27 protein-coding genes are annotated in these 26,747 nt (G+C 61.2%); 19 read left to right on the top strand and 8 right to left on the bottom strand.

Going from position 1 to position 26,747, the window contains the following annotated elements; genetic code table 11:
* The first annotated feature begins 84 nt into the window (after positions 1 to 84).
* The 9 genes from AC2CGQ_RS06895 (at position 85) to AC2CGQ_RS06855 (ending at position 7,518) form a co-directional block, all read left to right on the top strand.
* On the top strand, positions 85 to 1,035 hold the full coding sequence (locus tag AC2CGQ_RS06895; protein ID WP_166730016.1) for a branched-chain amino acid ABC transporter permease: 951 nt from the start codon (positions 85 to 87) through the stop codon (positions 1,033 to 1,035).
* A gap of 10 nt (positions 1,036 to 1,045) precedes the next feature.
* Positions 1,046 to 2,158 carry an ABC transporter permease subunit gene (locus tag AC2CGQ_RS06890; protein WP_166730017.1) on the top strand — a complete coding sequence of 371 codons (1,113 nt, stop codon included), beginning with the start codon at positions 1,046 to 1,048 and terminating at the stop codon, positions 2,156 to 2,158.
* On the top strand, positions 2,155 to 2,925 hold the full coding sequence (locus AC2CGQ_RS06885) for an ABC transporter ATP-binding protein (protein WP_004938167.1): 771 nt from the start codon (positions 2,155 to 2,157) through the stop codon (positions 2,923 to 2,925). Before AC2CGQ_RS06890 ends, AC2CGQ_RS06885 begins: the two co-directional genes overlap by 4 nt.
* Positions 2,918 to 3,631: an ABC transporter ATP-binding protein gene (locus tag AC2CGQ_RS06880; RefSeq protein WP_015377959.1), complete on the top strand. Its 714-nt coding sequence runs from the start codon at positions 2,918 to 2,920 to the stop codon at positions 3,629 to 3,631. Before AC2CGQ_RS06885 ends, AC2CGQ_RS06880 begins: the two co-directional genes overlap by 8 nt.
* Before the next feature lie 76 nt (positions 3,632 to 3,707).
* Positions 3,708 to 4,817, top strand: coding sequence for a branched-chain amino acid ABC transporter substrate-binding protein (locus tag AC2CGQ_RS06875; protein ID WP_370456115.1), 1,110 nt, complete (start codon positions 3,708 to 3,710; stop codon positions 4,815 to 4,817).
* A gap of 18 nt (positions 4,818 to 4,835) precedes the next feature.
* Positions 4,836 to 5,327, top strand: coding sequence for an L-2-amino-thiazoline-4-carboxylic acid hydrolase (locus AC2CGQ_RS06870; protein ID WP_099982459.1), 492 nt, complete (start codon positions 4,836 to 4,838; stop codon positions 5,325 to 5,327).
* Entirely contained in the window at positions 5,324 to 6,550 is a 1,227-nt protein-coding gene (locus AC2CGQ_RS06865) for a Zn-dependent hydrolase (protein ID WP_166445145.1), read from the top strand. Before AC2CGQ_RS06870 ends, AC2CGQ_RS06865 begins: the two co-directional genes overlap by 4 nt.
* Positions 6,551 to 6,633: 83 nt before the next feature.
* A complete protein-coding gene (locus AC2CGQ_RS06860; RefSeq protein ID WP_004938187.1) occupies positions 6,634 to 6,981 on the top strand; it encodes an ArsR/SmtB family transcription factor in 348 nt (115 codons plus the stop codon).
* Between the two features lie 3 nt (positions 6,982 to 6,984).
* Positions 6,985 to 7,518 carry an SRPBCC family protein gene (locus AC2CGQ_RS06855; protein WP_015377962.1) on the top strand — a complete coding sequence of 178 codons (534 nt, stop codon included), beginning with the start codon at positions 6,985 to 6,987 and terminating at the stop codon, positions 7,516 to 7,518.
* Here AC2CGQ_RS06855 and AC2CGQ_RS06850 read toward each other — a convergent pair whose 3' ends face one another.
* From AC2CGQ_RS06850 to AC2CGQ_RS06840, 3 genes are all read right to left on the bottom strand, one after another.
* A complete protein-coding gene (locus AC2CGQ_RS06850) occupies positions 7,519 to 8,547 on the bottom strand; it encodes a transporter (protein ID WP_015377963.1) in 1,029 nt (342 codons plus the stop codon). It lies immediately after the preceding gene.
* A gap of 212 nt (positions 8,548 to 8,759) precedes the next feature.
* The gene (locus tag AC2CGQ_RS06845) at positions 8,760 to 10,190 is read right to left on the bottom strand and encodes an SH3 domain-containing C40 family peptidase (RefSeq protein ID WP_033650062.1); all 1,431 of its coding nucleotides are present in this window, start codon (positions 10,188 to 10,190) and stop codon (positions 8,760 to 8,762) included.
* A 151-nt stretch (positions 10,191 to 10,341) separates the two neighbouring features.
* Entirely contained in the window at positions 10,342 to 10,929 is a 588-nt protein-coding gene (locus AC2CGQ_RS06840; RefSeq protein ID WP_484593530.1) for a hypothetical protein, read from the bottom strand.
* A gap of 170 nt (positions 10,930 to 11,099) precedes the next feature.
* Between AC2CGQ_RS06840 and nudI the strand changes: the two genes are divergently transcribed.
* The 3 genes from nudI to AC2CGQ_RS06825 all read left to right on the top strand — a co-directional run bounded on the left by nudI (position 11,100) and on the right by AC2CGQ_RS06825 (position 13,581).
* Positions 11,100 to 11,525, top strand: a complete 426-nt coding sequence (gene nudI, locus AC2CGQ_RS06835) for a nucleoside triphosphatase NudI (RefSeq protein WP_015377966.1) — start codon at positions 11,100 to 11,102, stop codon at positions 11,523 to 11,525.
* Positions 11,526 to 11,618: 93 nt separating this feature from the next.
* On the top strand, positions 11,619 to 12,455 hold the full coding sequence (pbpG, locus tag AC2CGQ_RS06830) for a D-alanyl-D-alanine endopeptidase (protein ID WP_160125517.1): 837 nt from the start codon (positions 11,619 to 11,621) through the stop codon (positions 12,453 to 12,455).
* A 139-nt stretch (positions 12,456 to 12,594) separates the two neighbouring features.
* A complete protein-coding gene (locus AC2CGQ_RS06825; protein WP_351005054.1) occupies positions 12,595 to 13,581 on the top strand; it encodes an MsnO8 family LLM class oxidoreductase in 987 nt (328 codons plus the stop codon).
* Here AC2CGQ_RS06825 and AC2CGQ_RS06820 read toward each other — a convergent pair.
* A complete protein-coding gene (locus AC2CGQ_RS06820) occupies positions 13,578 to 14,882 on the bottom strand; it encodes an aminotransferase class I/II-fold pyridoxal phosphate-dependent enzyme (RefSeq protein ID WP_351005053.1) in 1,305 nt (434 codons plus the stop codon). The two genes, AC2CGQ_RS06825 and AC2CGQ_RS06820, sit on opposite strands and share 4 nt — an antisense overlap.
* Before the next feature lie 66 nt (positions 14,883 to 14,948).
* Between AC2CGQ_RS06820 and AC2CGQ_RS06815 the strand changes: the two genes are divergently transcribed.
* The 3 genes from AC2CGQ_RS06815 to AC2CGQ_RS06805 are packed head-to-tail and all read left to right on the top strand — an operon-like array spanning position 14,949 to position 16,762.
* Positions 14,949 to 15,203, top strand: a complete 255-nt coding sequence (locus AC2CGQ_RS06815; protein WP_021503766.1) for a hypothetical protein — start codon at positions 14,949 to 14,951, stop codon at positions 15,201 to 15,203.
* The gene (locus AC2CGQ_RS06810) at positions 15,200 to 15,916 is read left to right on the top strand and encodes a glutamine amidotransferase (RefSeq protein WP_156865981.1); all 717 of its coding nucleotides are present in this window, start codon (positions 15,200 to 15,202) and stop codon (positions 15,914 to 15,916) included. The genes AC2CGQ_RS06815 and AC2CGQ_RS06810 overlap by 4 nt, the downstream gene beginning before the upstream one ends.
* A gap of 3 nt (positions 15,917 to 15,919) precedes the next feature.
* Complete coding sequence (locus tag AC2CGQ_RS06805; protein ID WP_015377971.1) at positions 15,920 to 16,762, top strand: PfkB family carbohydrate kinase; 843 nt, start codon at positions 15,920 to 15,922, stop codon at positions 16,760 to 16,762.
* A gap of 44 nt (positions 16,763 to 16,806) precedes the next feature.
* Here AC2CGQ_RS06805 and AC2CGQ_RS06800 read toward each other — a convergent pair whose 3' ends face one another.
* The 4 genes from AC2CGQ_RS06800 to AC2CGQ_RS06785 form a co-directional block, all read right to left on the bottom strand.
* Entirely contained in the window at positions 16,807 to 17,520 is a 714-nt protein-coding gene (locus AC2CGQ_RS06800; protein WP_004938226.1) for a flagellar brake protein, read from the bottom strand.
* Between the two features lie 76 nt (positions 17,521 to 17,596).
* A complete protein-coding gene (locus AC2CGQ_RS06795; protein WP_015377972.1) occupies positions 17,597 to 18,379 on the bottom strand; it encodes an N-formylglutamate amidohydrolase in 783 nt (260 codons plus the stop codon).
* 101 nt (positions 18,380 to 18,480) lie between these two features.
* Complete coding sequence (olsF, locus tag AC2CGQ_RS06790) at positions 18,481 to 20,202, bottom strand: ornithine lipid synthase OlsF (RefSeq protein WP_015377973.1); 1,722 nt, start codon at positions 20,200 to 20,202, stop codon at positions 18,481 to 18,483.
* A 155-nt stretch (positions 20,203 to 20,357) separates the two neighbouring features.
* Positions 20,358 to 22,028 (bottom strand): DUF4091 domain-containing protein, encoded by a 1,671-nt coding sequence (locus AC2CGQ_RS06785; RefSeq protein WP_484593529.1) that lies wholly within the window; start codon positions 22,026 to 22,028, stop codon positions 20,358 to 20,360.
* A gap of 465 nt (positions 22,029 to 22,493) precedes the next feature.
* Here AC2CGQ_RS06785 and AC2CGQ_RS06780 point away from each other — a divergent pair, with 465 nt between their 5' ends.
* From AC2CGQ_RS06780 to AC2CGQ_RS06765, 4 genes are all read left to right on the top strand, one after another.
* Positions 22,494 to 23,747, top strand: coding sequence for an ABC transporter substrate-binding protein (locus AC2CGQ_RS06780; protein WP_380691569.1), 1,254 nt, complete (start codon positions 22,494 to 22,496; stop codon positions 23,745 to 23,747).
* Between the two features lie 78 nt (positions 23,748 to 23,825).
* On the top strand, positions 23,826 to 24,767 hold the full coding sequence (locus AC2CGQ_RS06775; RefSeq protein WP_044031158.1) for a carbohydrate ABC transporter permease: 942 nt from the start codon (positions 23,826 to 23,828) through the stop codon (positions 24,765 to 24,767).
* Positions 24,768 to 24,777: 10 nt separating this feature from the next.
* A complete protein-coding gene (locus tag AC2CGQ_RS06770) occupies positions 24,778 to 25,596 on the top strand; it encodes a carbohydrate ABC transporter permease (protein WP_380691571.1) in 819 nt (272 codons plus the stop codon).
* 21 nt (positions 25,597 to 25,617) lie between these two features.
* Entirely contained in the window at positions 25,618 to 26,730 is a 1,113-nt protein-coding gene (locus AC2CGQ_RS06765; RefSeq protein WP_004938255.1) for an ABC transporter ATP-binding protein, read from the top strand.
* Positions 26,731 to 26,747 lie beyond the last annotated feature (17 nt).

Below are 26,747 nucleotides of genomic sequence, written 5' to 3'. Positions count from 1 at the left end.
TATAAGAAAGTGTTTTTCCGTATTTTACAATTTTTTTAAATTCTCTACTGTGAGCCTCTGACTCATTATCTCCGGACTCTCCTTATGGATACGCTGGTACAGCAAACCGTCAACGGTTTGATGCTCGGCAGCATTTATGCGCTGATCGCGCTCGGCTACACCATGGTGTACGGCATCCTGCGCATCATCAACTTCGCGCACGGCGACGTGCTGATGGTCGGGGCGCTGAGCGCGCTGTCGGCGATAAACGTGTTGCAACACCACTTTCCCGCGTTATCGCCCTACGCCACGCTGCTGCTGGCAGCCCTGTGCGCCATGGCGGTCTGCGCCATCACCTCGATGGCGATCGAGCGTCTGGCCTATCGCCGGTTGCGTAATGCACCGCGCCTGGCCCCGCTGATCAGCGGCATCGGCGTCTCGCTGCTGTTGCAAACCCTGGCGATGCTGATCTGGTCACGCAATCCCCTGATGTTTCCGCAGCTGTTGCCGATGACGCCCATCGCCCTGACCGCAGGCAGCGCCGAACATGCGCCGGCGGTGATCACCGGCACGGCGATCGTCACGCTGGCGGTGGCCGTAGCGGTGATGGCCGGCCTCTGGCTGCTGGTCGAACACAGCCGTTTCGGCCGCGCCATGCGCGCCACGGCAGAAAACCAGCAGGTCGCCGGCCTGATGGGCATCAGTCCTGACCGCATCATCGTTCTGACCTTCGCGCTCGGCGGCGCGCTGGCGGCGGTCGCCGGCATCATGATGGCCAGCAACTACGGCAATGCCGGTTTCTCGATGGGCTTTCTGCCCGGCATCAAGGCGTTTACCGCCGCCGTGCTCGGCGGCATCGGCAACCTGCGCGGCGCGATGCTCGGCGGATTGCTGCTGGGCCTGTTCGAATCGCTGGGCACCGGCTATCTCGGCGAGCTGACCGGCGGCGTGTTCGGCAGCAACTACCAGGACGTGTTCGCGTTTCTGGTGCTGATCGCCGTGCTGGTTTTCCGCCCCTCCGGGCTGTTGGGCGAACGCATCGCCACGCGCGCATAAGGACATCACGATGACCGTTTTGACTCCCCCCGCTCCTCTGGCCACGCCGCGTCGCGCCGGGCTGGGGCTGACGTTGTTCATTCTCGCCCTGCTGCTGGCGCCCTGGGTGGCGGGTGCCGCCGGCGGCAACTATTGGGTGCGCGTTGTCGACTTCGCCTTGCTGTACCTGATGCTGGCGCTCGGGCTGAACATCGTGGTAGGCATGACCGGATTGCTGGACATGGGCTTTATCGCTTTTTACGCCGTTGGCGCCTATCTGGCCGCGCTGCTGTCGTCACCGCATCTGACGCAGCAGTTCCCGCTGCTGCTGCAGTGGTTCCCCGACGGACTGCACCTGTCGATGCTGTGGCTGATCCCGCTGGCGGCGCTGCTGGCGGCGGCGTGCGGCATCCTGCTCGGCGCGCCGACGCTGCGGCTGCGCGGCGATTATCTGGCGATCGTCACGCTGGGCTTCGGCGAGATCGTGCGCATTCTGATGCGCAACCTGGATCGCCCGGTCAACCTCACCAACGGCCCCAAAGGCATTTCCGGCGTCGATCCGGTCAGCCTGTTCGGCCTGAAGTTTTCCGGCATGCATGAGTGGTTCGGCGTGCGTTTTTCCGGCCTGTACCTGTATTACTACCTGTTCGCCGCGCTGCTTCTGGCGATCCTGTGTATCAGCCTGCGGCTGCAGAATTCGCGCATTGGCCGCGCATGGACGGCAATCCGCGAAGACGAGGACGCCGCGCGGGCGATGGGCATCAACACCCGCAACTTCAAGCTGCTGGCCTTCGCCATCGGCGCCACCTTCGGCGGCGTGGCCGGCGCGCTGTTCGCCGCGTTTCAAGGCTTCGTGTCGCCGGAATCCTTCACCCTGCAGGAATCGATCGCCGTACTGGCGATGGTGGTGCTCGGCGGCATGGGGCACATCCCCGGCGTGATCCTGGGCGCGCTGCTGCTGGCCGCCCTGCCGGAGCTGCTGCGCAGCAGCATGGGGCCGCTGCAGCAGGCGCTGTTCGGCCAGGTGCTGATCGACCCGGAAATCATCCGCCAACTGTTCTACGGCCTGGCGCTGATCCTGGTGATGCTGTATCGCCCAGCGGGCCTATGGCCGGCTCGCCATGCCGGGAGGAACGCCGCATGACGCCGCTGCTCGCTTTAAATCACGTCAGCAAACGTTTCGGCGGCCTGACGGCGGTGGATGACGTCAGCATGAGCATCCGCCAAGGGGAAATCTACGGCCTGATCGGGCCGAACGGCGCCGGCAAAACCACCTGCTTCAACCTGATCACCGGCCTGTATCGCGCCGACGAGGGCGAGTTCAGCCTGTTGGGCCAGCGCTATAAACCGCAGGCCATCGACAAAGTGGCGCAGGCCGGCATCGCCCGCACCTTCCAGAACCTGCGGTTGTTCAACGAAATGAGCGTGCTGGAAAACGTGATGGTCGGCTGCCATGTGCGCACCCGCAACGGCCTGTGGGCGGCGATCGCTCGCCACGGGCGCGCTAAAGAGGAGGAACAGGCGGTGCGCGATAAATCTCATGCGCTGCTGGAATACGTCGGCATCAGCCAATTCGCCCATTACCGCGCCGGCGATCTCGCCTATGGCCACCAACGCCGTCTGGAGATTGCCCGCGCGCTGGCGACCGAGCCCCGGCTGCTGGCGCTGGATGAACCGGCGGCCGGCATGAACGCCGGTGAAAAAGTGGCGCTGCGCGAGCTGCTGCTGCGCATCCGCGACAGCGGTAAAACGCTGCTGCTGATCGAACACGACGTCAAACTGGTGATGGGTCTGTGCGATCGGCTGACGGTGCTGGATTACGGCAAAGCGATCGCCGAAGGCGAGCCGGCGCAGGTGCGGCGTGAACCGGCGGTCATTCAGGCCTATCTGGGAGGCGGCGCGCATGTCTGAAGCCCTGCTGAGCGTTAAACGACTCAAAGTGTCTTATGGCGGCATTCATGCGGTCAAAGGCATCGATTTTATGGTCAACGCCGGCGAACAGGTGACGCTGATCGGCGCCAATGGCGCGGGCAAGACCTCCAGCCTGCGAGCGCTGACCGGCCTGCAGCCGTTCGAAGGCGACATCCTGTTCGACGGTTTCTCGATTCGCGGCGTGCCGCCGCACCGGTTGCTGCAACGGGGGCTGGTGATGGTGCCGGAGGGACGCGGCATTTTCACCCGTTTGACGGTACGGGAGAACCTGCAGCTCGGCGCCTATGCGCGGCGCGACAAATCGGCAGTGCGGCAAGATTTCGAACGGGTGTGCGCCACCTTCCCGCGGCTGAGCGAGCGCCTGCACCAACCGGCCGGGCTACTTTCGGGCGGTGAACAGCAGATGGTGGCGATGGGCCGCGCGCTGCTCAGCCGCCCGCGGTTGCTGATATTGGACGAACCCTCGATGGGGCTGGCGCCGATTGTGGTGGAAGCCATTTTCACGGTCATCAAGCAGTTAGCCCGTGACGGCGTCACGCTACTATTGGTCGAGCAGAACGCCCGCCTGGCGCTGGAGTCCACCGATCGCGCCTATGTGTTGGACAGCGGCAGCCTGAGCCACAGCGGCCGTTCCGCCGACATGCTGGACGATGAAAAAATCAAACAGATCTATTTGGGTGAATAACCGTTGTTTCTTTTAACCGCACCAGGAGTATGACATGCAACAGAACATTCGCATCAAACCGTTGGCGCTGGCTGCCATGACAATGATTCTTAGCCTCCCGGCGCTGGCGGCCGACACCGTGTTGATCGGCCTGGCCGGGCCGCTGACCGGCCCTTCCGCGCGCATCGGCAAAGATCTCGAAAACGGCGCGCAACTGGCGATCGCCGACGCTAACGCGCAGAAACCGACGCTGAACGGCAAACCGGTCACCTTCAAACTGGTGTCCGAGGATGACCAGTCCGATCCGCGCACCGCCGTGGCCGTGGCGCAGCGTTTGGTCGACGAAGGCGTCGCCGGCGTGGTCGGCCACTGGAACACCGGCACCAGCATCCCGGCGGCGCGCATCTATCACGACGCCGGCATCGCCCAGGTGGCGCCGGTCGCCACCGGTCACGGCTATACGCAACAAGGTTTTGACACCAGCTTTCGCGTGATGGGCCACGACGACGACGGCGGCAACTACGCCGGGCAATATGCGGTGAAGACGCTGAAAGCCAAGCGCATCGCGGTGATCGACGATCGCACCGCTTTCGGCCAGGGGCTGGCGGACGAATTCATCAAATCGCTGCAGGCCCAGGGCGTGCAGCCGGTCGCCCGTGAATACGTCGATGACAAGACCGTCGATTTCAGCGCCGTGCTGACCACCGTGCGCAGCAAAAACGCCGATCTGATCTTCTTTGGCGGCGTAGATTCCCAGGCGGCGCCGCTGGCGCGCAAACTGAAACAGCTGGGCATGAACGCGCAACTGATGGGCGCCGGCGGCTTTGTCAGCCAAACCTTCCTGACGCTGGCGCAGCAGGAAGGTGAAGGCGTCGTTGCGTTGGAGCCGGGGCTGCCGCTGGAACAGATGCCGGGCGGCAAGGCGTTTGAGCAAGCCTACCGCGATCGTTATCACACCCACATCGAACTGCATGCGCCCTTCGCCTACGACGCCACCCGGGTGCTGATCGCCGCCATTGAGCAAGCCGATTCGGCCAACCCGGCCGATTATCTGCCGAAACTGCGCGCCATACATTATCAGGGCGTGACCGGTGACATCGCCTTCGATGCGCAGGGCAACCTGCAACAGCCGAGCTTCACCCTGTACCGGGTGGTCGACGGCAAATGGCAGCCGCAAACCGTGTTGGGCGGCGCCAAACCACAATAAATCAAGAGGAGCAAGGCGATGAGCTGTGCAAACAACGAGTTGGGCATTTTGGCCCGCAGAAAAATCGAGGCGGAGATCATCAAGCCGATCTACCAGATTCTGGTGCGTGAAATCGGCAAGGCGCGCGCCCAGGCGGTGATCGGCGAGGCCATCGAGAATGCCGCCATCGCGGCGGGCAAACAGTTCGCCGCTCAGGAACCGAACGGCGCGGATCTGCGCAGCTTCGCCGCCTTGCAGTACCTGTGGGAAAAAGACGATGCGCTGCGCGTCGAGGTGATCAATCAGGACGAACAGCACTTCGACTATAACGTCACCCGCTGCCGCTACGCCGAGATGTATCACGAGATGGGGCTGGGGGAGATCGGCCACCTGCTCTCCTGCGCTCGCGACAGCCAGTTTATCGTCGGCTATGCGCCTGACGTTGACCTGCAGCGTACCCAGACCATCATGTCCGGCGCCCCCTGCTGCGATTTCCGTTACACCGCCAAAACGCCGGGAGAAAAGCAATGACGTATCGGGTCAACGGCGAGCGCCTGTGGCAAAGCCTGCAGACGATGGCGCAGTTCGGCGCCATCGCTGACAACGGCGTCACCCGCCTGGCGCTCAGCGAAGAGGATCGTCAGGCGCGCAACCAGCTGCACCGGTGGGCGCTGGAGGCCGGTTGCAGCGTGCGCGTCGATCGGATGGGCAACATGTTCCTGCGCCGTGAAGGCACGCGGCCCGAGCTGGCGCCGGTCGTCACCGGTTCTCACGGCGACTCGCAGCCCCGCGGCGGCCGTTTCGACGGCATCTACGGCGTGCTGGCCGGATTGGAGGTTATTCGCAGCCTCAACGATCGGCAGATCGTCACCGAACGCGCGATTGAAGTGATCAACTGGACCAACGAAGAAGGCGCCCGCTTCGCGCCGGCGATGATCGCCTCCGGCGTGTTCGCCGGGGTATTCGACCTGGAATACGGCCTGACGCGCCGCGACGAGCACGGCGTCAGCCTCGGCGAGGCGCTGGAGCGCATCGGCTACGCCGGCGAGTATCCGGTGGGCGGCGCGCCGATCCATGCCGCCTTCGAGTTGCACATCGAACAGGGGCCGATTCTGGAAGCGGAGCATCTCGACATCGGCGTGGTGACCGCCGCACAAGGGCAGCGCTGGTATGAACTGGAGGTCGTCGGCTTCAGCGCCCATGCCGGCACCACGCCGATGGACCGCCGCCGCGACGCCCTGCTGGGCTTTGCGTCGCTGGTCACAGCGGTCAATCGCATCGGCTGGGATTTCGCGCCCGACGCGCGCGCCACGGTGGGCATGGCGCAAATTACCCCCAATTCACGCAACGTGGTGCCGGGACGCGTCTTTTTCAGCGTCGAATTCCGCCATCCAGAGGAGTCAATTCTGGAGCAGATGGAGCAGCGCCTGCTGGCGGCGGTGAACGCCGTCAACGACGGCAGCCTGACCGCGCGCGCCGAGCGCATCTTCCAGTATCCCCCGGTCGCTTTCGATCGGGGCTGCATCGACAGCGTACGTCATGCCGCGCAAGCGTTGGGCTATCGCCATCGCGACATGATTTCCGGCGCCGGCCACGATGCCTGTTACCTTAACCGCGTCGCTCCGACCGCCATGATTTTCATTCCCTGCGTGGACGGCATCAGCCACAACGAGCGGGAAGATATCACCCCCGCCTGGGCCGCCGCCGGCGCCGACGTATTGCTGAACGCCCTGCTGGCGCACGCCGGCGCCTGATCCTCGCCCCGGTTTCTCGCCGGGGCAAAAAAATATTCAACAAAACGGTTGAATATTAGCCCGCCTGTTCTATATTCAACCATATGGTTGAATTATCTTCCTCACAGCTGGACGCCATTTTTCATGCGCTGGCCGACCCGACCCGCCGCTCGATGTTACGCGCGCTGGCCGGCGGTGAGCGCAGCATCGGCGAACTGGCCGCGCCGCTGCAGATGTCGTTCGCCGGCGCCTCCAAGCACGTGAAAGCACTGGAACATGCGGGCCTGGTGCAACGCACCGTGCAAGGAAGAAACCATATCTGCCGGCTCGAACCCGAGCCTATGGCGCAGGCCATGCACTGGCTGCAAACCTATGAACATTTCTGGACTGAACGGCTGGATGCGCTCGAACAGGCGCTGCTGCAGCCCGAACAGCTTCCTCCCAAGGAGTGAACCATGAATGATTACGGCATGATTATCGAACCCGGCACGCTGCGCATCCAGCGGCTGCTGCCCGGCCCCATCGAACGGGTGTGGGCTTACCTGACCGAATCCGACAAGCGCGCCACCTGGCTGGCGGCCGGCGCCATGAAGTTGGAAAACGGCGCGCCGCTGGAGCTGGAGTTTCGCAACTCCGATCTGGCGGGCGAGCACGAGCCACCGCCGGCCAAGTACAAACAGCACGGCGGCTGCGTCAGCAACCGCGGCCACATCACCTGCCTGTTCCCGCCGCGCCTGCTGAGCTTTACCTGGGCCGAACAGGATCAGGGTCGCCCTTCCGAGGTGACCTTCGAGCTGACGGAACAGGGAAACGCGGTGCTGCTGACGGTCACCCACCGGCGCCTGGCCAACCGCGACGAGATGCTCAGCGTCGCCGGCGGCTGGCACACCCATCTGGATATCCTGCTGGATCGTCTGCACGATCGGGCGCCGCAGCCGTTCTGGAGCACCCATGCCCGGCTGGAAGAAGAGTACCGCGCCCGCCTGTAATTACGACTCGTCCCTGCGCCTGAACGCCAGATAACCGGCTATCAGCGTAAAACTGCCGACCAGCAACACCAGCAGGATAAAACCGTGGTGATTGCTGGCCAGCGGTATCCCTCCGACGTTCATGCCGAAGAAACCGGCGACGATGTTGATCGGCAACGCCAGCACGGTGATCACCGTCAGGGTGTAGAGCGTACGGTTATTCTGCTCCATCAGCTTGGCGCCCAGTTCTTCCTGCAGCAGCCGGATGCGTTCGGTCAGGCTGGCGAGATCGTTCAACACCACGGTGAACTCTTCGGTAAACTGCCGCAGATCCTGCACCACCTCGCGGCTCAGCCAGGCCGGCGGCCGGTTCAACAGGCGAAACAGCGCGGCCGGTTCCGGCGCCAACAGGCGCTGAAAGCGCAATAACATGCGGCGCATGCGCCCCAGCTCGGCGCGGTTGCGCTTGACGCGGCGGGTCAGCAGGCGATCCTCGATAGTATCGACATACTGGTTAGCCTGCCGCACCACCTGCTCCAGCACGTCCTCCTGCTCTTCCAGCAGGTGCGCCAGCAGCTCGGTAGACGATGCCAGCTCCAGCGCCGTCAGGCGGCCAAGCAGCCGTTCAATCAATCGCACCGGTTTGTGACGCACGGTGACCACCAGCCCACGGCAGCAATAGAGCCACAGCGTCGCCGTTTCCGGGTTGCTGTCCTCAGGGTGGAAAATCACGTCGTTGAGCACCGCGAACAGATCGTCGCCCTGGCGCTCGATGCGCGTGGTGTGGGAACCGTGCCGAATTTCATGGAAGAAAAAATCGGAAATGGCGAAATGGTTTTTCAGCCACTTCTCCGCCGCCGCGTGGTTGAGATTGAGGTGCAGCCAGATAAAACCGTCGCCGGGCGACAATGTTTGGTAAGCCTGGCAAACCTGCTGCGAGTTCAGGCGCGCCGGCGGCTCGCCGGAGCGAAACGCATGGCCGTAGATCAGCCCGGTCACTTCATCATCAAAATCCAGCTTATGCATCTTTTCCGCTGCCGTTTGCACCATAACGCCTTATCCTGCCTATGGCCGTTAGCCCAGATCGTCCACGCTGTTATAACAATCTTTATCGCTCGGCGTTAATGATTTTCAACGCTCTTGCTCATTAATATTTTCGTCATAAAAACGTCATTTCATTTTAAAAGTTTTCATCCCCTGCCCGTTCAGCAACCGCACAAACGGGGCCGCATTCGCGGTCGCTTTATCAGCTAAAGAATGGGCTATTCAATAAATCCCAGTTTGAACTGCGCCTTGCCCGCCAGCGACATCAGGCTCGCATCTTCAGGATAGGTCGCCAGCAGCGGGAAAAAGACTGCGCCGCCGATAATGCTGCGGCGCTTTGAATCTGCCGGGCGCAGCCCCCAGATATTCTGGTACGTCATCGGTACAACCTGGCCGTCAACGAGCGCATTGCCGATATACAGCATGATATGGCCCGGAATATAAACCAGCGTGGTGAAGGGTTTGCCGTGATCTTTGAGATAGCGCAGCCGTTCACGGGTGTTCGCTTGAGCAAGATCAACCACCCGGGTGGCCGCCTGTATCTGCGCGGCGGAATTTCTGGGAAGAAAGAGGCCAAAAGGCATCAACAGACTGCGCAGTTCGGCGGAGCAGTCATTATTGAAGTTATAGTTCCCCCAGCCATAAGGCCTGCCGCTCATTGACCGCATCAGTACGGCAAAATGTTCGGGCGTCATTTTCCACGGCATGGCGGCAAATTCCCCCTTCTTGACAACGATCCGGCGCATCTGTGCGCGGCCATCCTCTCGGCGTACCGGCACGGCGACCACAAAAAGACCCTGTCGGTGACGGTAAAATGGCAGGATCGTGCCGTGGCGCGCCGTAAAATAAAATTGGCCGCCGGCTTGCACCGAGACCGGCTGTTTAATGAATGCCCCCAGATTTTTCTCCGCCAGCGCCAGCCATTCGGTGACAAACTGCCGATCCACCGCCGCGATGTCTTCGCTATGCACCCATCCGATCACCGTTGGCGACGCGACGTAGTTCCAGCGTTTATCGCGGCTTTGCGTAATAACGTATACAGGCGTACCGGGACGGATAGATGAATCCTGTAAATTATCAAACGGATAACCCTGTCCAGCCAGGCGAGGATCGTCATAAGCCGGATCGGCCGTCGGCAGGATCCTGACCAGCGTTTCCCTGACTGCAATGCCCCTGCCCGCAGGATGGAACGCCTTATCCATGTCGGTCGACGCGTTATCTCTGACTTGCTGTTTCCAGCGGTCAGTGTGAGTCCTGAAGTTTTCCCCCCAGGAGACACTTTCACTTCCCAGGTATTTATCCATTGCGGCATCACGGCGGCTTTGCGCTTCACGGTTCAGGACGGAAGCGATGTAATGCGGATTCCAGGGGGATTGATCATTCGGCCCCATGCCAAAATAGTGGGATTTGAGGGCGGAGAAATGGCGCTGCTGCGCGGCGGCATCCATCACGGGCACCCGCCGTTGCGGGCCATAGGGGATCCATTTATCGACAGATTGCGAGTAGTTACCCAGCGGGAATAGCGATTTGGTCGCATCGATAGGGGTTGTCGCTACGGCGTCTTGAGGTGGCTCTCTGACCGGCGCACTATGGCAGGCCGACAGCAACAGAAGCATCATCAATACAAAGGGTTTTATTCCATTAGGCATTTTTTATCATCTCCGTGACAGGTGAAAATTTCTTCTTCATCCTGACCAGAAGTGATTGCAAATGATACTCAATAACACTATCGATTGACGCCCGGTTGAGGAACAAAACGCAAAAGCAAGCCCGCCCGCTTGCTCCTGCGCCCTCACATTCTCACCACGCCAACAGACGTTCCAGCGCCGCCGCCGGCCCTTTACGGCCGATAAGCGCCGCCCGATGCCAGATAGAGCCGCTGTCGCTCACCCACTGCTCGCTTACCCACTGGCGCCGGGCCAGGCTGCGCAGTGCCTGGATGCTGTCGACGGTGTTATACACCAGCCAGGCGCCGAACAATACGCCGGCCAAGGCGATCCACAGATTGACCGTTGCGGCCAGCTGCGCGATCAACAACAGCAACAGCGCCATCTGCAGTAAGGTTTTAGCGGTGAAAGCGCACAGAAAGAAGGTCCGCATTCGGTTTTCCAGCGCAAAACAGGGGTTGGTTAACACCTGGCGGGTTTCCTGTACCGGAATGCCTTGCACATAGACCATCCATTGCGAAGCCCGTCGGGGATTCGTCGCCACGCCCTTTTCCGCCAGCTGGTGTAACCGCATCGAAACGGCGACCGGCCAGACGAGCGCGAGCAGCAGGCAATAGAAGAACGCCGCACTGACGCCGCACACGCCCAATCCGATCGCGGCCAGCACCGCCAGCAGAGCCTTGCCGGAGTAAAACCAAAACGGCACCACTTGGTAATTCATAAAGTTCCCTTTTAAGTCCATTAACCAGTCCGATAGATTACTCCCTTATCAAGGCGTTAAACGCGAGGGAACAAAAAATTTTTGCTGTTACGCAGAACGCGATCGGCCCCTCTATCCTGCGCCGCCAAACCTGCTAACCTGCGCATTTTGATTTTTGACAGGAGTCTTCCATGCGCCAACGCATCATTGTCTGCCCGCTGATTGAAAACGATAACGCCTTCCTGCTGTGTAAAATGGCCGCCCACAAGGGCGTGTTTCCCGGCCAGTGGGCGCTGTCCGGCGGCGGCGTCGAGCCGGGTGAACAAATAGAACAGGCGCTGCGGCGCGAAGTGCGCGAAGAGTTGGGCGCCGCGCTGATCCTCGACAACATCACGCCCTGGACTTTCCGCGATGACGTGCGCGTCAAAACTTACGCCGACGGCAGCCAGGAGCAAATCTACATGATTTACCTGATTTTCGACTGCCATGCCGCCAACCGCGACGTGACGATCAACGACGAGTTCGATGACTACGCCTGGGTGCCGCGCGAGCGCCTCGCGGACTACGATTTGAACGAGGCCACCCGCTTCACCCTGCGGCAAAAGGGATTGTTGTAACAGTTTGAGCGATTATCGCCCTATTTCCTTCACATTTGCCGGGCAGACTCTTTTGATATTTTTTAATCACTTAGGGTCACTATTGCCGCCGTTATGCTTTTATCTCACGCTTTTCTCCGTCTGCCTGTCCGGCGCTTCAGCGCCGCCCTGCTGTTCAGCCTGCTGTTCGTTTTGGCGCCCGTGCATGCCGCTGCACCGCCGCTGGTGCTGAATGCCAAATCGGTGCTGGTCGTCAATCAACGCACCGGAAAGACCCTTTATCAGAAGCAGCCGAACCGCGTGCTGCCGATCGCCTCGCTCACCAAACTGATGACCGCCATGGTCGCCCTGGACAGCAAACGCCCGATGGGCAGCAAGCTCAAAGTCACCGCCGCCGATCGCGATCTGCTGAAGAAAACCCATTCGCGGCTGACCATCGGCTCGGTGCTCAGCCGCCGCGACATGCTGCACATCGCCCTGATGTCTTCGGAGAACCGCGCCGCCGCCGCGCTGAGCCGCAGTTATCCCGGCGGGCGCAAGGCCTTCGTGGCGAAAATGAATCAGAAAGCGCGCGCCATCGGCATGAAACGCGCCCGCTTCTACGATCCGACCGGGCTGACGCCGCGCAATGTGGCGACCGCCAACGATCTGCTGAAGATGGTCAATCACGCCTATCGCTATCAGTCGATTCGCCGCTTCAGCACCGACAAGCAGCAGATCGTGCGCCCCGGCCGCGGCCAGCTGGTTTACCGCAGCTCCAACGGCCTGATCAACAACCCCGCCTGGAAGATCCAGCTGCAGAAAACCGGCTTTACCGACGAGGCCGGCCACTGCCTGGTGATGCGCACCACCATCAAAGGGCAGCCGGTGGTGATGATCCTGCTCGGCGCGCAGCCGCGCTACGGCCACTACCGTGACGCCATTCGTCTGAAGGCCTGGCTCGAGCGGTAACATCGCGGCGCTTTACCGTTCTGCGCATATCCAAATCCGTTTTGGATCAATGGAATATCCTATCGCCAATCAGTATTAAGCCGTGCGCCGCCCGCATGGTATTTGTCAGGCATATCTGATGAGGAAAGGAGCGGGAAAAATGGCTTATGCCTTGAGCATATTGGAAAAAAGTCCGATCGCCGACGGGGAAAGCGCCGCGCAGGCGCTGGCGCGCACGCTGCAGCTGGCGCAACGGGCGGAACGCTGGGGGTATCGGCGTTTCTGGCTGGCCGAGCACCACAATACGCCGCAGCTCGCCTGCCCGTCGCCGGAAGTGCTGATCGGCTATCTGCTCGGCCAAACGTCGCGCATTCGCATCGGCTCCGGCGGCGTGATGCTGCAGCACTACAGCGCCTACAAGGTGGCCGAAAACTTCAACCTGCTGGCGGCGCTGGCGCCAGGGCGCGTCGATCTCGGGGTGGGCAAAGCGCCCGGCGGGCTGCCGCTCGCAACCCAGGCGCTGCAGGCCGCCCACGATCGGCAACGCAAGCCGGACTTTCCTCAGCAGCTGTCGCAGTTGACCGCCTATCTGAACGACGACGCCGAGCCCGGCCTGAGCGCCACACCGCTGCCGCCGCAGGGCGCGCAGCGTTTTCTGCTCGGTGCCAGTAAAGAAAGCGCGACGCTGGCGGCCGAGTCCGGCTGGGCCTTCGTGTTCGCCGCGCATTTGAATGGCAATCCGCAGGATATCCGCGACGCGCTGGAGCACTACGCCGCACACAGCGGCGGCCGCAAGGCGCTGCTGGCAGTGGCGGCGATCGTGGCCCCCAGCGAGGAACAGGCCGCAGCATTGGCGGCGGAGATTCAGCAATACCGCGTGCACGTCGCCGGTGAGCAGAGCGTGACCGTCGGCAGCCTGGCGCAGGCCGAGAGTTTCGTGCAGCAGGCCGGCGCCACCGACTACCGCATCGAGCCGCGGGAAAGCCATATTCTGCTCGGCACCGCGCAGCAGGTGCATCAACAACTGGCGCAGCTACAGCAACAGTACGGCGTGGACGAGTTCATCATCGACACGCCGATCGCCGAACCGGCCGCCCGGTTAGCCTCGCTGCAGTTACTGGCGGAAGAGAGTTTGACGCCGGCTTAGTTGATCGCCGCCGCCGCCCGCATGGCTTCGGACAGATCCTGCGCCAGCGGCGCCAACTGCGACGGCGTGACGTTCGCCAGGCTGACGCGGAGCGCCGGACCACACTTCAGGCGGAAAGGTTCACCGCCCTGCACCAGCCACCCCCGCTGCGCCATCAGCTGCGCGGCGGCGCTTTCCGAGCGCACCGGCAGCCACAGATGCAACCCTTCACCTACCGCCAGCGCCGTGTGATTCAATGCATTGAGCCGCTGCACCAGTTCATCCCTTCTGGCCTGATATGCCTGTTGCGCCCGCGGCAGTTGCCCTTCCTGCAAGGCCTGTCTCCACAGCCTGGCGGCGATCTGTTGCAAGATATGGCTGACCCAGCGTTCGCTGATGTACTGATCGGCGCGCATCGCCTGCAGCAACGTCGGGTTGCCACAGGCCAGCGCGATGCGCAGATCCGGGCTGAGAAACTTGCTCAGCGACAGCACGTACAGGCCGCGATCGCCGTCGAACGGCAGATGCAGCGGCTGCTGCGACAGCGGCCCCCAGAAGTCGTCGACGATCGCCAGACACTGCGGGTTGTCGCGCAGAAAACGCCGCCACTGTTGCGCGCGCTGCGCAGAGAGCGAAGCGCCGGTCGGATTGTGAGCGCGCGGCGTCAGGATCACCGCGCCGGCGGCCCCGCTTTCCGGCAGCCGACAGCCCTGTTCATCTACCGACAGCGGCAGCGGCCGCAGGCGCAGGTGACGCAACAGCGTCAATAGCGGCGGCCAGCAGGGATCTTCCACCCACACCGCCGCACCCGGCTGCACATGGCAGCGCAGCGCCTTTTCCATCGCGTCCAGCGCGCCGGAAAACACAGCCGGTTCCCCCAGCGTGACGCCCTGGCGGCTGAGCCACTCGCGTCCCAGACCGGTCAATACCGGCAGATCGCCACTGATGTCATAACCATTTTGCTGCGGGAACACCTCCGCCGCGCCAAGCGCCAACGCCGGCAACAATGCGGCATCCAGATTGCCGCTGGCCAGATCGCACATTCCCGCCGGCACCTGACGCGGCGTATAGGCCGCACTCACCGCCGCCAGCGGCGGCTCCAGCACCACCGTTCCCGCCCGCCCGCGCGTCGCCACCAGGCCGGCATCGCGCAATCGGGCATAAGCGCTGGCGACGGTATTCGGATTGACCTCCAGCTCCGCCGCCAGTTGGCGTACCGGCGGCAACAGCTCGCCCGGCCGCAGCGCGCCGTCTTTGATGCGTGCGGCGATCTGCTCGGCAATCTGGACAGCGCCGCCACCTTTTGCATACAATAAAGCCATACATAAATCCTTTTGTACTAGTTCAAATAAGATTAGCAGCTTCCGCGGCCAAAAGTAAGGGGTTCCATGGATAAACATTACGTGCTCGACATTCAGTATGCAGGAAAAGCCTTTGCCCGCCTGGAGATGTTCTCCCCCTGGGCAGCCGATCAGTTGGAGCAGGCGTGCGCGCTGTTCCCGGCCGCGCAGGGTTATCAGGTGCAGCTCAGCCAGGTCAGCGAACGCCGCATCGTCTATCAGAGCGGCGCGCAGGGCATCACGGTCCTGGGCGAGTCGCTGGCGCTGACGCCGTTCACCCACGCTCACGAGGTTAAACAATGAAAAAAGCCGTCGCCATTCGACACGTCAATTTTGAAAACCTGGGTATTCTCGGTTCCCTGCTCTCGCTGCGTGGCTATCAGATCGACTATTACGATGCCGGTCGCGATGATATTCGTGCTATCAATAATGAAGAGACCGATCTGTTGGTGGTGCTCGGCGGGCCGATCAGCGCCGCCCGGCACTTTTCCGGTGAGCAGCGCTATGATTTTCTCGACCATGAATTGGCGCTGGTCAAACAGCGCCTGGCGCAGCGGCGGCCGACCCTCGGGGTGTGTCTCGGCGCACAGGTGATCGCCCAGGCGCTGGGCGCCGACGTGATTTCGCTCGGCGTTAAAGAGATCGGCTTCGCCCCGCTGACCACGCTCGCGGCCCAAGACGACTCGGTGCTGGCGCCGCTGGCCGATACGCCGGTGCTGCATTGGCACGGCGATATGTTCATGATCCCGGACGGCGCCCGCTGCCTGGCCGGCACGGCGATTTGCCCGCATCAGGCTTTCGACTATCAGGGGTTCGCGCTCGGTCTGCAGTTCCATCTGGAGGCGGATCACCGCGATATCGAACGCTGGTTGATTGGCCATGCCTGCGAGCTGGAGCTGGCCGGCATCGCGCCCCAGAGCCTGCGCGAACAGGCGGCGCGCCACGGCGCACGGCTGGAACAGCGCGCGCGGCAGGTGTTCGCCCGCTGGCTGGATAATAACGAACCAAGGATGTAACTCATGCAACAGGCTTCACCCTTGCGATCACCGTCCATCGACGTGATCAGCATTCAATCTCAGGTGGTTTACGGCAGCGTCGGCAACGGCATCGCCTACCGTGCCCTGCTGAAAAAGGGGCTGGAAGCGCTGCAGGTGCCCAGCGTGCTGTTCGGCTGCCCGCCCTATTACGGCAAGCCGCATGGCGGCGTCATCTCCGGCGAGTGGTTCGGCGGCTTTCTCGACGATCTGATCGCCCGCGGCGTGATGAAACGCACCCGGGCGGTGATCGTCGGTTACCTGGGCGACGTGATGCAGTGCCATATTCTGGCCAACTGGCTGCAGCGGGTGCGCGCCCTCAATCCGCAGATAAGGATCTATATCGATCCGGTTATAGGCGATTACGGCGAAGGGATCTACGTGGATGAGCGCATCGTCAATTGCTATCGTTCACCGTTCCTGCGGCTGGCCAACGGCCTGACGCCGAACGGTTTCGAACTGGAGCAGCTGTGCGGCCGCTCTCTGAGCAGCCGGGAGCAGACGCAACGCGCCGCGCAGGCGCTGTTGAACGACACCACCGAATGGGTGCTGGTCACCAGCGCGCCGGGCGTGGCACAGCACGAAGACGAAGTGGGTTTAATGTTGGTCACCCGGCAGGAAGCGCAGTGCTTTACCCATCCGAAGGTCAAATCGGCGGTCAAAGGCACCGGCGATCTGTTCACCGCACTGCTGGTGAGCCATCTGCTGCGCGGCGCCGCGCTCGACGCGGCCGTGGTTGCCGCCGGCGGCGAAGTGTGCGACGTGCTGGCCGAAGCGGCGCATTTCGGTTGGGAAGAGATCGGCAGCCTGCGGGCGTTAAAACCGTAAGACCTGTGGAGAGTCAGGGGCAGCATGCCCGCCCCTGATAAATATCAGCGTTTTTTCTTTTTGTTGAAATCCAGCTCGAAGGCGAACACCGCGCTCTGAATTTTGCGCTCCATCGCCAGCCCCAGCTTGAGGAAACGGCACGACAGGCGCGAGAAGTGCACCACCTGGTCGTTATCGTCGGTTTCCTGATCGTCGTTGACCACCACCAGCTCCATATTGACCTTGAAGCTGCCGTAGCTGCCCAGATCCAGCTCCGCTTTTTTGAACTGCAGGCCAGGCTGGAAGAAATCCGGCAGCGGGCCGTCGAAACGCAAACCGACGCCGCCGGCGGAGAGATCGTGGATCCGCAGCTCATAAGGCGTGCCGTCCGGGTACTCGCCGGTGCAGAAGAATTGGCGCCAGTGCGGCGTAGTGATGCGGAACTGGCGGCGGCGCTGGATATAGACCAACTCCTGCGGCAGCCGGGTCGAGCAGGCCTGGACGCCCTGATGTTCGGTCAGTTCTGCCTGACCGACGGAAAACTCGATTTTGGCGTCGTGGCTTTCAATCACGATGGTGCAGGCGCCGTCGATGGCGTTTTCCGCTTCCTCACCGCTAAACACGATATTGTCCGGCCCGACGCTCAATAACAGACTTTGAAACCGGTGCTGCTGATTTTCTACGCGCAGCGGCGTGCGTTGTTTGCAAATTTCACGCAGAATCGCCAGAACTTCAAAACGCTCCCGTTTGATAAACAGTCCGTTATCGCTGTGCTCCACACGTCTCTCCTGACTTTTTTTCTAATGACGTCTTATGTATTCCTTATGGTTATCATCTCTGGGAATATTCCTAAAGTCAAATTTGCCAGCGTTGCCAAGCCTGCGGCAGCAGGCGCGCGAAACGTTTCGCCCATGCCTGTTGCCCGCGTTCGTCGGCGATCAGATCCTGGCGAATTTCGATGCCGACGTAAGGCAATCCGCGCCGTTCCGCGTGCACCGGCAACGTGTAGTCGGTGGCGTCGGTCATTGCATAGGGCTCGTTGATCCCCACCTGCAAATCCCCCTCTTCGCGCAGCAGCTCGGCCAGCAGCCGGGCGAATTCCGGGTAGCGATTAAACAGCAACCCCACCTGCCAGGGGCGCGATTCCCCTTTGAACACCGGTGTGAAACTGTGCATGGCGATCACCGCCGTCGGCAGTTCGCGCAGCTGACGTTGCCCCAAATGATCGTCGATGGCGTGGTGATACGGCAAAAACACCTCACGCTCGCGCGCCAGCGCGTGCTCGGCGTCAATACCGATATTGCCGGGTATCGGCGTCAGTTCGGACAAATGCGGGATCGAGCTGGCGATGCCGGGCGCCCGGTTGCAGTCGATCACCAGCCGTGAATAACGCTGGTGGATCAGGGTGGCGTCCAGCTGACGGCTCAGATGGCGCGACACGCTCAGCGCGCCGATGTCCCAGCCGATGTGGCGTTCGATCTCCCCCGGCGGCAAACCAAGGTCGCCAAGGGATTGCGGTATCGCCTTACCGGCGTGATCGCACAGCAGCAAAAAGGGCGCTTTGCCGCGCGGGATTTCCACGGCGGCGGCAGAGGGTTCATCGGCGGACAATAACGGCGGGATAAACGAATGGGGCATGACGGGCTCCGGCGGTGGAAAGCAAAACGTTTATCGTAGCGCTATCCCGTCGCCGGCCCCAAGGTCGTGCTTAGATCAAAAAGGCATGAGTCAGACTGTAGTCATGCCGTCTCGGCCGGCTGCGGCTGGTGCACCGCGATGTAACGCTGATACCGCGATGGCTTGAGCCGCGTGGTATCCACCAACACCAGCCCGTCGATACAGTTGTTGAACGCCGGATCGGTGCCAAAGTCGATAAACTGTACCCCGCCCGGCTCGCACAGTTCGGTGTACTGCTTGTACAGCGTTGGGATCGAGCAGCCGATATTGCTGAGCAGGCTCTTCAGCCGCACCAGATCTTCCTGGTAGTTGTCCCCGGCAAACTGCGCCAGCACCTGCGGCAGCGACGCCGGATAAGGCCGCCGCGACTGCGCGAACGCGTGATCCGGCGAGAAATAGAGCCGATAGAAGGCGATCAGCAAATCACGTGCTGCCAGCGGCATGCCGCCGGAGATCGACACCGGGCCGAACAGATAGCGGTACTGCGGGTATTTCGACAGATAGGCGCCGATGCCCAGCCACAAATAGTCCAGCCCGCGCTTGCCCCAATAGGCCGGCTGAATGAAGCTGCGCCCCAGCTCGATGCCCTGCGCCAGGATCGGTTCCATATCGCGGTCATAATGGAACAGGCTGTTGCTGTAGATGCTCTCCAGGCCCTTACGCGCGATTTGTTCGGCGGTGGGGATAAAACGATAGGCGCCGACGATCTCCAGCTCCTCCTCGTCCCACAGCACCAGGTGATAGTAATCGTCGTCGTAGCTGTCCAGATCGCGGCGGCGGCCGGATCCTTCCCCCACCGCGCGGAAAGCGATCTCGCGCAGGCGCCCCAGCTCGCGCAGGATTGGCGTACGCGCTTCGTCATGGCGACGATAGAGATAGATGGTTTTACCGTCCGGCGTTACCCCCAACCGTTCGCAGTTCGCCAGCGCCTTTTTCAGCTCCAGACGATCTTCCGGCAGCGCGATCGGCGATTCGCTGGCGAACAGCCCCGGCTTGCCCTGGCCCAGACGATAGACGTGGCGGCGAAAACGCTCCGCCAGATCCTTGGCGCTGGTGTGGCCGTCGTGCCAGTTGGCGAACGGCACGCGGCCGCCGACGCGGATCTTGATACGCCCGCCCCGCTGCTGGAACATTTCGCGCACCAGCAGCAAGGTCGACAGCGGCCGGTAGACCAGAGAGGTAAAGTAGAACAGGTTGCTGTTGCGTGCGCTGATGTGGATCGGCACGATCGGCGCGCGCGCTTTGGCGGCCAGGCGCAGAAAACCGGTATGCCAGTGGCCGTCGCGGATGCCTTTCGGGCTCATGCGCGACACTTCGCCTGCCGGGAACAGGATCAGCGCCCCCTGGTTGTCCAGCTGCTGCTGCATGCCTTCAATCTGTTTGCGGCTGGTTTTATAAGCGACGTTATCCACCGGCACGAACAGGCTGCGCAGCGGTTCAATGTAGGTCAGCAGCTGGTTGGCCACCACTTTCACGTCCGGGCGCACCGCGGCAACGGCGCGCAGCAATACCAAGCCGTCGAGCGAGCCGATCGGGTGATTGGCCACGAGCACCACCGGCCCCTGGCTCGGGATGTTTTCCAGATCGCCGTCCACCAGCTCGCAGCTGAGGTTAAAGTAGTCCACCACCTGCTCGATCAGATCGAGCCCTTTCAGATGGGGATAATCGGCGGCGAACTGTTTGAATTCTTTTTCGAAGAGAAGGGTTCTTAGCAGGCTGCGCTGCCAGGCGGGGGTATTGCGGTGTGGAAATGCATCTTGCAACAGAGAATCCAGGCTGAACATCGCGTTATCTCCTGACGTAGTCGCTGCAAACTTAAGCCAGAGCCGTGACTCTGACATGTCAGTTACATGACAATAAAGTGAATCCATCGACTATCAGGTATAGCAAAGTAATGGCGAATTGGGAGCGAAAGACGCATTTTCGCCCCCACTTGCCTTCACATCGGCGCCAGCAACGCTTCGATGCGGCGGTTTACCGCGTCGCGCAGGCGCAGCAGCGAACCGGCCTGGTGCGGATAACGCTTGAAGGTGATGCGCATGCCCAGCTCACTTTCTATAAGCGCTTCCACCGTCGCCCGATCGGTCAAACTCTCCAGCAGCTGCAGCGCGCGCATGTCTTGCAGCCCCTGGTGCAGCACCCGCAGGCGCAGCGACTCCACCGGCTGCAGATCCTCACCGGGGTAGACCACGAACGGATCGCCGGAGGGAAACGCATGGCCGCTGTCGGTCACCGCGTACGGATTGATGCGTTCACGCGAATGGGCGCTGTTATAGAAGTTGAATCCCCAGTGCAGAAAGCCGGCGATGCGGTACAGATACAGCTGCACGCCCAATATGCGGTTGCGCGCCGAAGGCTGAGCGAAGAAGCGATTGGCGACCTCAGTCTTCTGCACGCAGCAGTAATAGGCCCACAGGCCGGGGACCTGGTGTTCGATAAAAGGTTCGAGGTGGTCGGTCGCAACGACCGGGGTTTCCACCAGGCCTTGCTGATAAAACGCGAAATCCGACAGCGCATCGAAGGTGCGGAAGCCATCCAGCAGCGGGCGCAGCGCGGCGCTGGCGCGCCGGTAGGCCGCCAGGTTGTCCAACGTCGGCTCATCGGAAACATGGAACCATACCTGCCGTTCCAGCCCCCGTTCGCGGAACCAGGCGGTCAACGCCGGCAGCAGCGCCTGTAGGAAACGCTGATACGCTTCGCCCTGCGCATCGGTGTGCCAGCCGAACTGCGTTCGCGTCTCGCCCTGCTCCTCCACCACGATCTTCGGCGCATGCGCCGCGCCCCATTGGGTAAACAGCGGCGCGATTTCGAAGTGCTCGATACCCTCTTCCTGCGCCAACGCCACCCACTGCGCCAGACGGCTGAAGTCGAAGCCATACCCGTGCGCCGAATGTGTCACCCTCACCAACTGTACCGTGGTGCGTTCGCCGCCAACGGCGGTATCCAGCGGCGGCGTGAACAGCGGCGTCAGCAGCATATTGACGCCAGCCTGCACCGCGCAGCGCACAAAGTTGCGCACCGCGCGCCAGTACGCCGGGCTGAACACCGCCAAACGGTAGTAATCCGCCAGGCAGTCGGTGTGCAGCCATTCGGTGTGCAACAGCGTTTGCGGCGGCAACGCCGCGGGCACCAGATGCAGCGTCAGTGTGGCCTCGGCCAGCGCCTCGCCGCTCTGGGCATCCAGCAGCCGCAGGGTCAACGGAAAGTCGCCGGCCAGTTGCGCGTCGGCCGGCTGCGTCAGGGTCAACCACAGGCTGCCATAATAGCGGCAGGCGGCAAAAAAACGCCGTTGCGGCAGCGGCATCAGCGGATCGGGAAATAAGCCCGGCTCGGTCGTCAGGTAATTCTCATCGGTCTCGCGATAACAGGGAAAACCGCTCGGCACCGATTGCACCTGGCGCACGCTGATATACTCCGCCAGCGGCCCGTCGAGTTGATAACACAGCTCATGGCGAGTCTCGTTGCCCGGGGTTTGCAAACAGTACACCGCCTGCCAGGACAGCACCTCGTTATTTAACCCGCTCAGCCGATTTTCCACGGCAATGGGCGGCATATTTTGGCGATGAAATACTTTTTCCAGGCAATGCGTAAATACCAGAGACAGGCGCATGATATTTCGCCCTCTTTATTTTGGATGAATAAATGTTGTGAGATTCAGGCTAGCGTCTTTTATCGCCACAAACAATAGCCGGCAATAAAAAACGTTCAAGTGCCCTCCTCGGACAGCCCCAGCAAGATTTTTTTGTTTATTTGCATCACAAAAATGAAAGAAGCTGAAGCTTGCACAATAAAAATATTTTTAATCCCCATTATGGTGCAAGGGTTATCAGTTATTCCTATGCCTGCGAAGGCCGCTAAATGCCGCGCCACCGGGGAAAAACCCCGCTAAAAGGTTAATGAGATGTAAACAGAAACCCCTTTCACTTGGCCGCAAAAGCCTTTCGATTTTAACAACAATGAAACATTGTCGCCCCATTTTTGGGCGTTCGGGGGTGTATTGACACATTGAAAGTTAAGGGATAGAAAGAATTTACGTTGCGAAAAACGCTATTCGTCGCTCACCGAGGGGAAAGCAATGTCACCGATAAAAAATACCGGCCGCCTACTGGCGCATTCTATTCTTGCCAGCACATTATTATTACCCACACTGCTCCATGCCGCAGACAAAATAACTTTACGCTATGCCGTTTGGGACAGAAACCAATTACCTGCCGAACAGGAGATTGCCAAGCGCTTTGAACAGGCCAATCCGGATATAAAAATAGAAATAGAATTAACTCCCTCGGCGCAATATTTCGTTAAATTAGATTCCGCCGCCGCCGGCGGCGTAGCGCCAGATATATTCTGGATCAATATGCCTTATTTTGTGCAGTACGCCAAAAACGGCATTATGGAGCCGTTGGCGCCCTATATTAAGGACAGCGGCCTTAAACTGGACGACGTGGTCGCCAGCTCGGTGAAAGCCTATCAGTACGACGGCCAACAGATGGCCATCCCGCGCGACGTCGATTCCATCGCCGTGTGGTACAACAAAAAACTGTTCGATCAGGCCGGCGTCAGCTATCCCACCAGCGACTGGAGCTGGGACGATCTGAAGAGCAAGGCCGCCGCGCTGAAAAACGGGCTGAAAGGCGCCGCCTTCCCGCTGGTGATGGACCTCAGCATCGACGGCCAGGACAGCTACATGAACCTGCTGTTCCAAAACGGCAATCACATCGTGCCCAAGGATGGCCAGCCTACCGACATCGCCAACGACAAGTCCATCTGGGTCTATCAGCAACTGCAGGGCATGATGAAAGACGGCCTGATGCCGAGCGCCCAGCAGATGAGCGAAGTCAAAACCGAGAACATCTTCCAGTCCAACCGCGCCGCGATGGTCTATGCCGGCTCCTGGCTGGCGGCGCCGTTCGCCAATAACCCGCTGATCAACGACCACATCGGCGTGTTGATGATGCCCAAAATTGAACGCCAGTCCGGCGTGGCCCACAGTTTGGCCTTCGCCATGTCGGCGAAAAGCGCCCACAAGCAGGCCGCCTGGAAATACATCGCCTTCATGAGCAGCGAGGCCTCACAGGCGGAGCTGGCCAAGGTGGTGATCCCGGCCAACAAGACGGCGGCCAAAGTCTGGGCGCAGCAGATTCAGAAAGTCGACGTCTCGCCTTACATCCAGACTCTGGAAGTGACCCAGGCTTACCCCACCGCCGGCACCAATACGCCGAAGTGGCAAAACATGTGGATCGCCAGCCTGAAGAAGATCTTTATGGGCGCGGACGCCAAACAGGAAATGGACAAATCGGTCAAGAAGATCGCGCGCGTCATGGAGCAGTAATCGCCCCGCCGCGGCGCGCTGCCCCGAGCGCGCGCCGCGGTGGACCCACGCTGAACGTCATAGGTGAGGAATGGCAACATGTCGCTGGCAGAAACGGCTACGGTCACCCTGAAACCATCCCGGCGCACCGCCCGCCCCGCGCTCAATCGGCTCGAACGCGCCGAACGCTTCTGGGGCTGGGTGATGATCCTGCCGCTGCTGTTGGGGGTGACGGTGTTTTACCTGATCCCCTTTTTGCAGAACATTTTCTACAGCTTTACCGATCTGAACCAATTCATGCGCTGGAGCAGCATCAGCGTCGATAACTATCTCAACCTGTTTGAAGACGACGACTTCTACACTGCCGCCGCCAACACTCTGTTTTACGTGGTGGTCTGCGTGCCGATCAGCCTGAGCCTGTCGCTGCTGCTGGCGATTGGCCTCAACCAGAACATCCGCGGCAAAGGCCTGCTGCGCACTCTGCTGTTCCTGCCGGCGGTCACCATGCCCGCGGCGGTGGCCATGGTGTGGCAATGGCTGTTCAACAAGGATTTCGGCCTGATCAATCAGGCGTTGGGCCTGCTGCACATTGCGCCGGTCGCCTGGCTGTCCGATCCGGACGTGGTGCGCATCAGCGTGTCCATCATCATCATCTGGTCGTCGCTGGCGCTGAAGATCATCATTTTGCTGGCCGGGCTGCAGAGCATTCCGCGCCAGCTGTACGAAGCGGCGGATATCGACGGCATCCCCACCCTGCGGCGCTTCTTCTGCATCACGCTGCCGATGATGGTGCCGACGCTGTTCTTCGTGTCGGTGATGAGCTTTATCGAGATCCTGCAAGTCTTTGACGTGGTGTTCCTGATGTTCGACCGCGCACTGGTGGAGAACGACGTGATGACCGTCACCAACCTGTTCTACAAGTACGCGTTTTACCTGCAGGAAAAAGGTTACGCCTCCGCCATCACCGTGGTGCTGTTCGCCGTCACGCTGGTGATCACCTTGATTCAAATGGCGATCGGCAAGCGCCTGAAAGTCAGCTGAGGAGCTGCACATGAACGCAAGCAAGAAAACGCTGGTGTACCTGTTTATGGGGCTGGCGGCGCTGGCCTCGGTGGTGCCTTTTATCTGGATGCTGGTGACCTCGCTGAAAACCCAGGCCGAGAGCATTCAGATCCCGCTGACGCTGCTGCCGGCGCATCCCAGCCTGCAGGCCTACGGCCGGGTGATGCACGAAATCCCGTTCGCCGGTTTTTATCTCAACTCGCTGCTGGCGACCTTCTTCACCGTCATCCTGCAGATGGCGATCGCCACCCTGGCCGCCTATGGCTTCTCGCGCCTGCATTTTCGCGGCCGCGACGCGGTGTTTCTGGTGTGCGTGTCGATCCTGATGGTGCCCGGACAGGCGTTTCTGATCCCGCAATTCCTGGTGGTGCAGAAGCTGGGGCTGGTCAACAGCATCACCGGGCTGGTGCTGCCGGGCATTTTCAGCGTTTACGCCACCTTTCTGCTGCGCCAGTTCTTCCTGGCGGTGCCGAAGGAGATGGAGGAAGCGGCGTTGATCGACGGTTACAGCTACTTCGCCATCTTCTGGCGCATCATGCTGCCGCTGATCCGGCCCGGCATTATCGCCTGCGTCATCATCAACGGCCTGTGGAGCTGGAACAACCTGATGTGGCCGCTGATCGTCAATACCACCACCGAGAAGCTGACGCTGCCGGTTGGGCTGGCCTCGCTCTCCAGCCGCGCCGGGGTGGAATACCCGTTGCTGATGGCCGGGGCGCTGATGGCGGTGATCCCGATGCTGATGCTGTTCATTATTTTCCAACGCTATTTCATCCAGGGCATCGCCAGCGCCGGGGTGAAAGGCTAACGCGCAGACAAGGTAAACGACATGGCCGGAATTCAGTTAAACAGCGTTAAAAAAGTGTACCCCAACGGTTTCCACGCGCTGCACGGCGTCGATCTGGACATTGAGGATGGGGAATTTATGGTGTTCGTCGGCCCGTCCGGCTGCGCCAAATCCACCCTGCTGCGGATGATCGCCGGGCTGGAGAGCGTCAGCGAGGGGCAGATCCTGATCCACGATCGCTGCGTCAACGACAGCATGCCGAAGGATCGCGGCGTCGCCATGGTGTTCCAGAACTATGCGCTGTACCCGCACATGACGGTGTACAAGAACATGGCGTTCGGCCTGATCGGCAAAGAGAGCAAGGCCGAGATCGACCGCCGGGTGCGCGACGCGGCGGAAAAGCTGGAGATCACCAACCTGCTGCAGCGCAAGCCGGGCCAGCTCTCTGGCGGCCAGTGTCAGCGGGTGGCGGTCGGCCGCGCCATCGTGCGTAAACCCAAGGTGTTTCTGTTTGACGAGCCGCTGTCCAACCTCGACGCCAAGCTGCGGGTGTCGATGCGCGTGCAACTGATCGAACTGCACAATCAGCTGAAGCAGGAAGGCGCCGCTGCCACCATGGTGTACGTCACCCACGATCAGGTCGAGGCGATGACCATGGGCGATCGCATTTGCGTGATGAACCGCGGCGCCATCATGCAGGTGGATAAACCGATCAACCTGTACCACCACCCCGCCAACCGTTTCGTCGCCGAGTTTATCGGCAGCCCGTCGATGAATTTGCACGATCTGGCGATCGTGCGCGACGGCCAAACGGTGCGGCTGCGTATCGGCCTGCAGCACCAGCTCGATCTGCCGCCTGCGCTGCAACGGCAATTGGCGGACTACCCGCATGCGCGGGTGTGTCTCGGCATCCGGCCGGAGTCCTTGCGGCTGTGCGCGCCCGGCAGCGCCAACTGTTTCCCGGCGCAGATCGTCACTATCGAGCGCATGGGCAACGAAGAGCTGCTGCACTGCGAACTGGCCGATCTGCGCTTCGTGCTGCGCATGGCGTCGCTGCCGGATTGGGAGCCGCGCCTCGGCGAAAACATTCATCTGGCATTCGATCTGACGCGCGCGCATTTGTTCGACGAGCTCAGCGGCCAAAACCTCAAATAACAACAGCGGAGTATCCA

The organism is Serratia sp. DFXYC6, from assembly GCF_057196085.1.
This window is presented reverse-complemented; position numbering and strand designations above follow the sequence as displayed.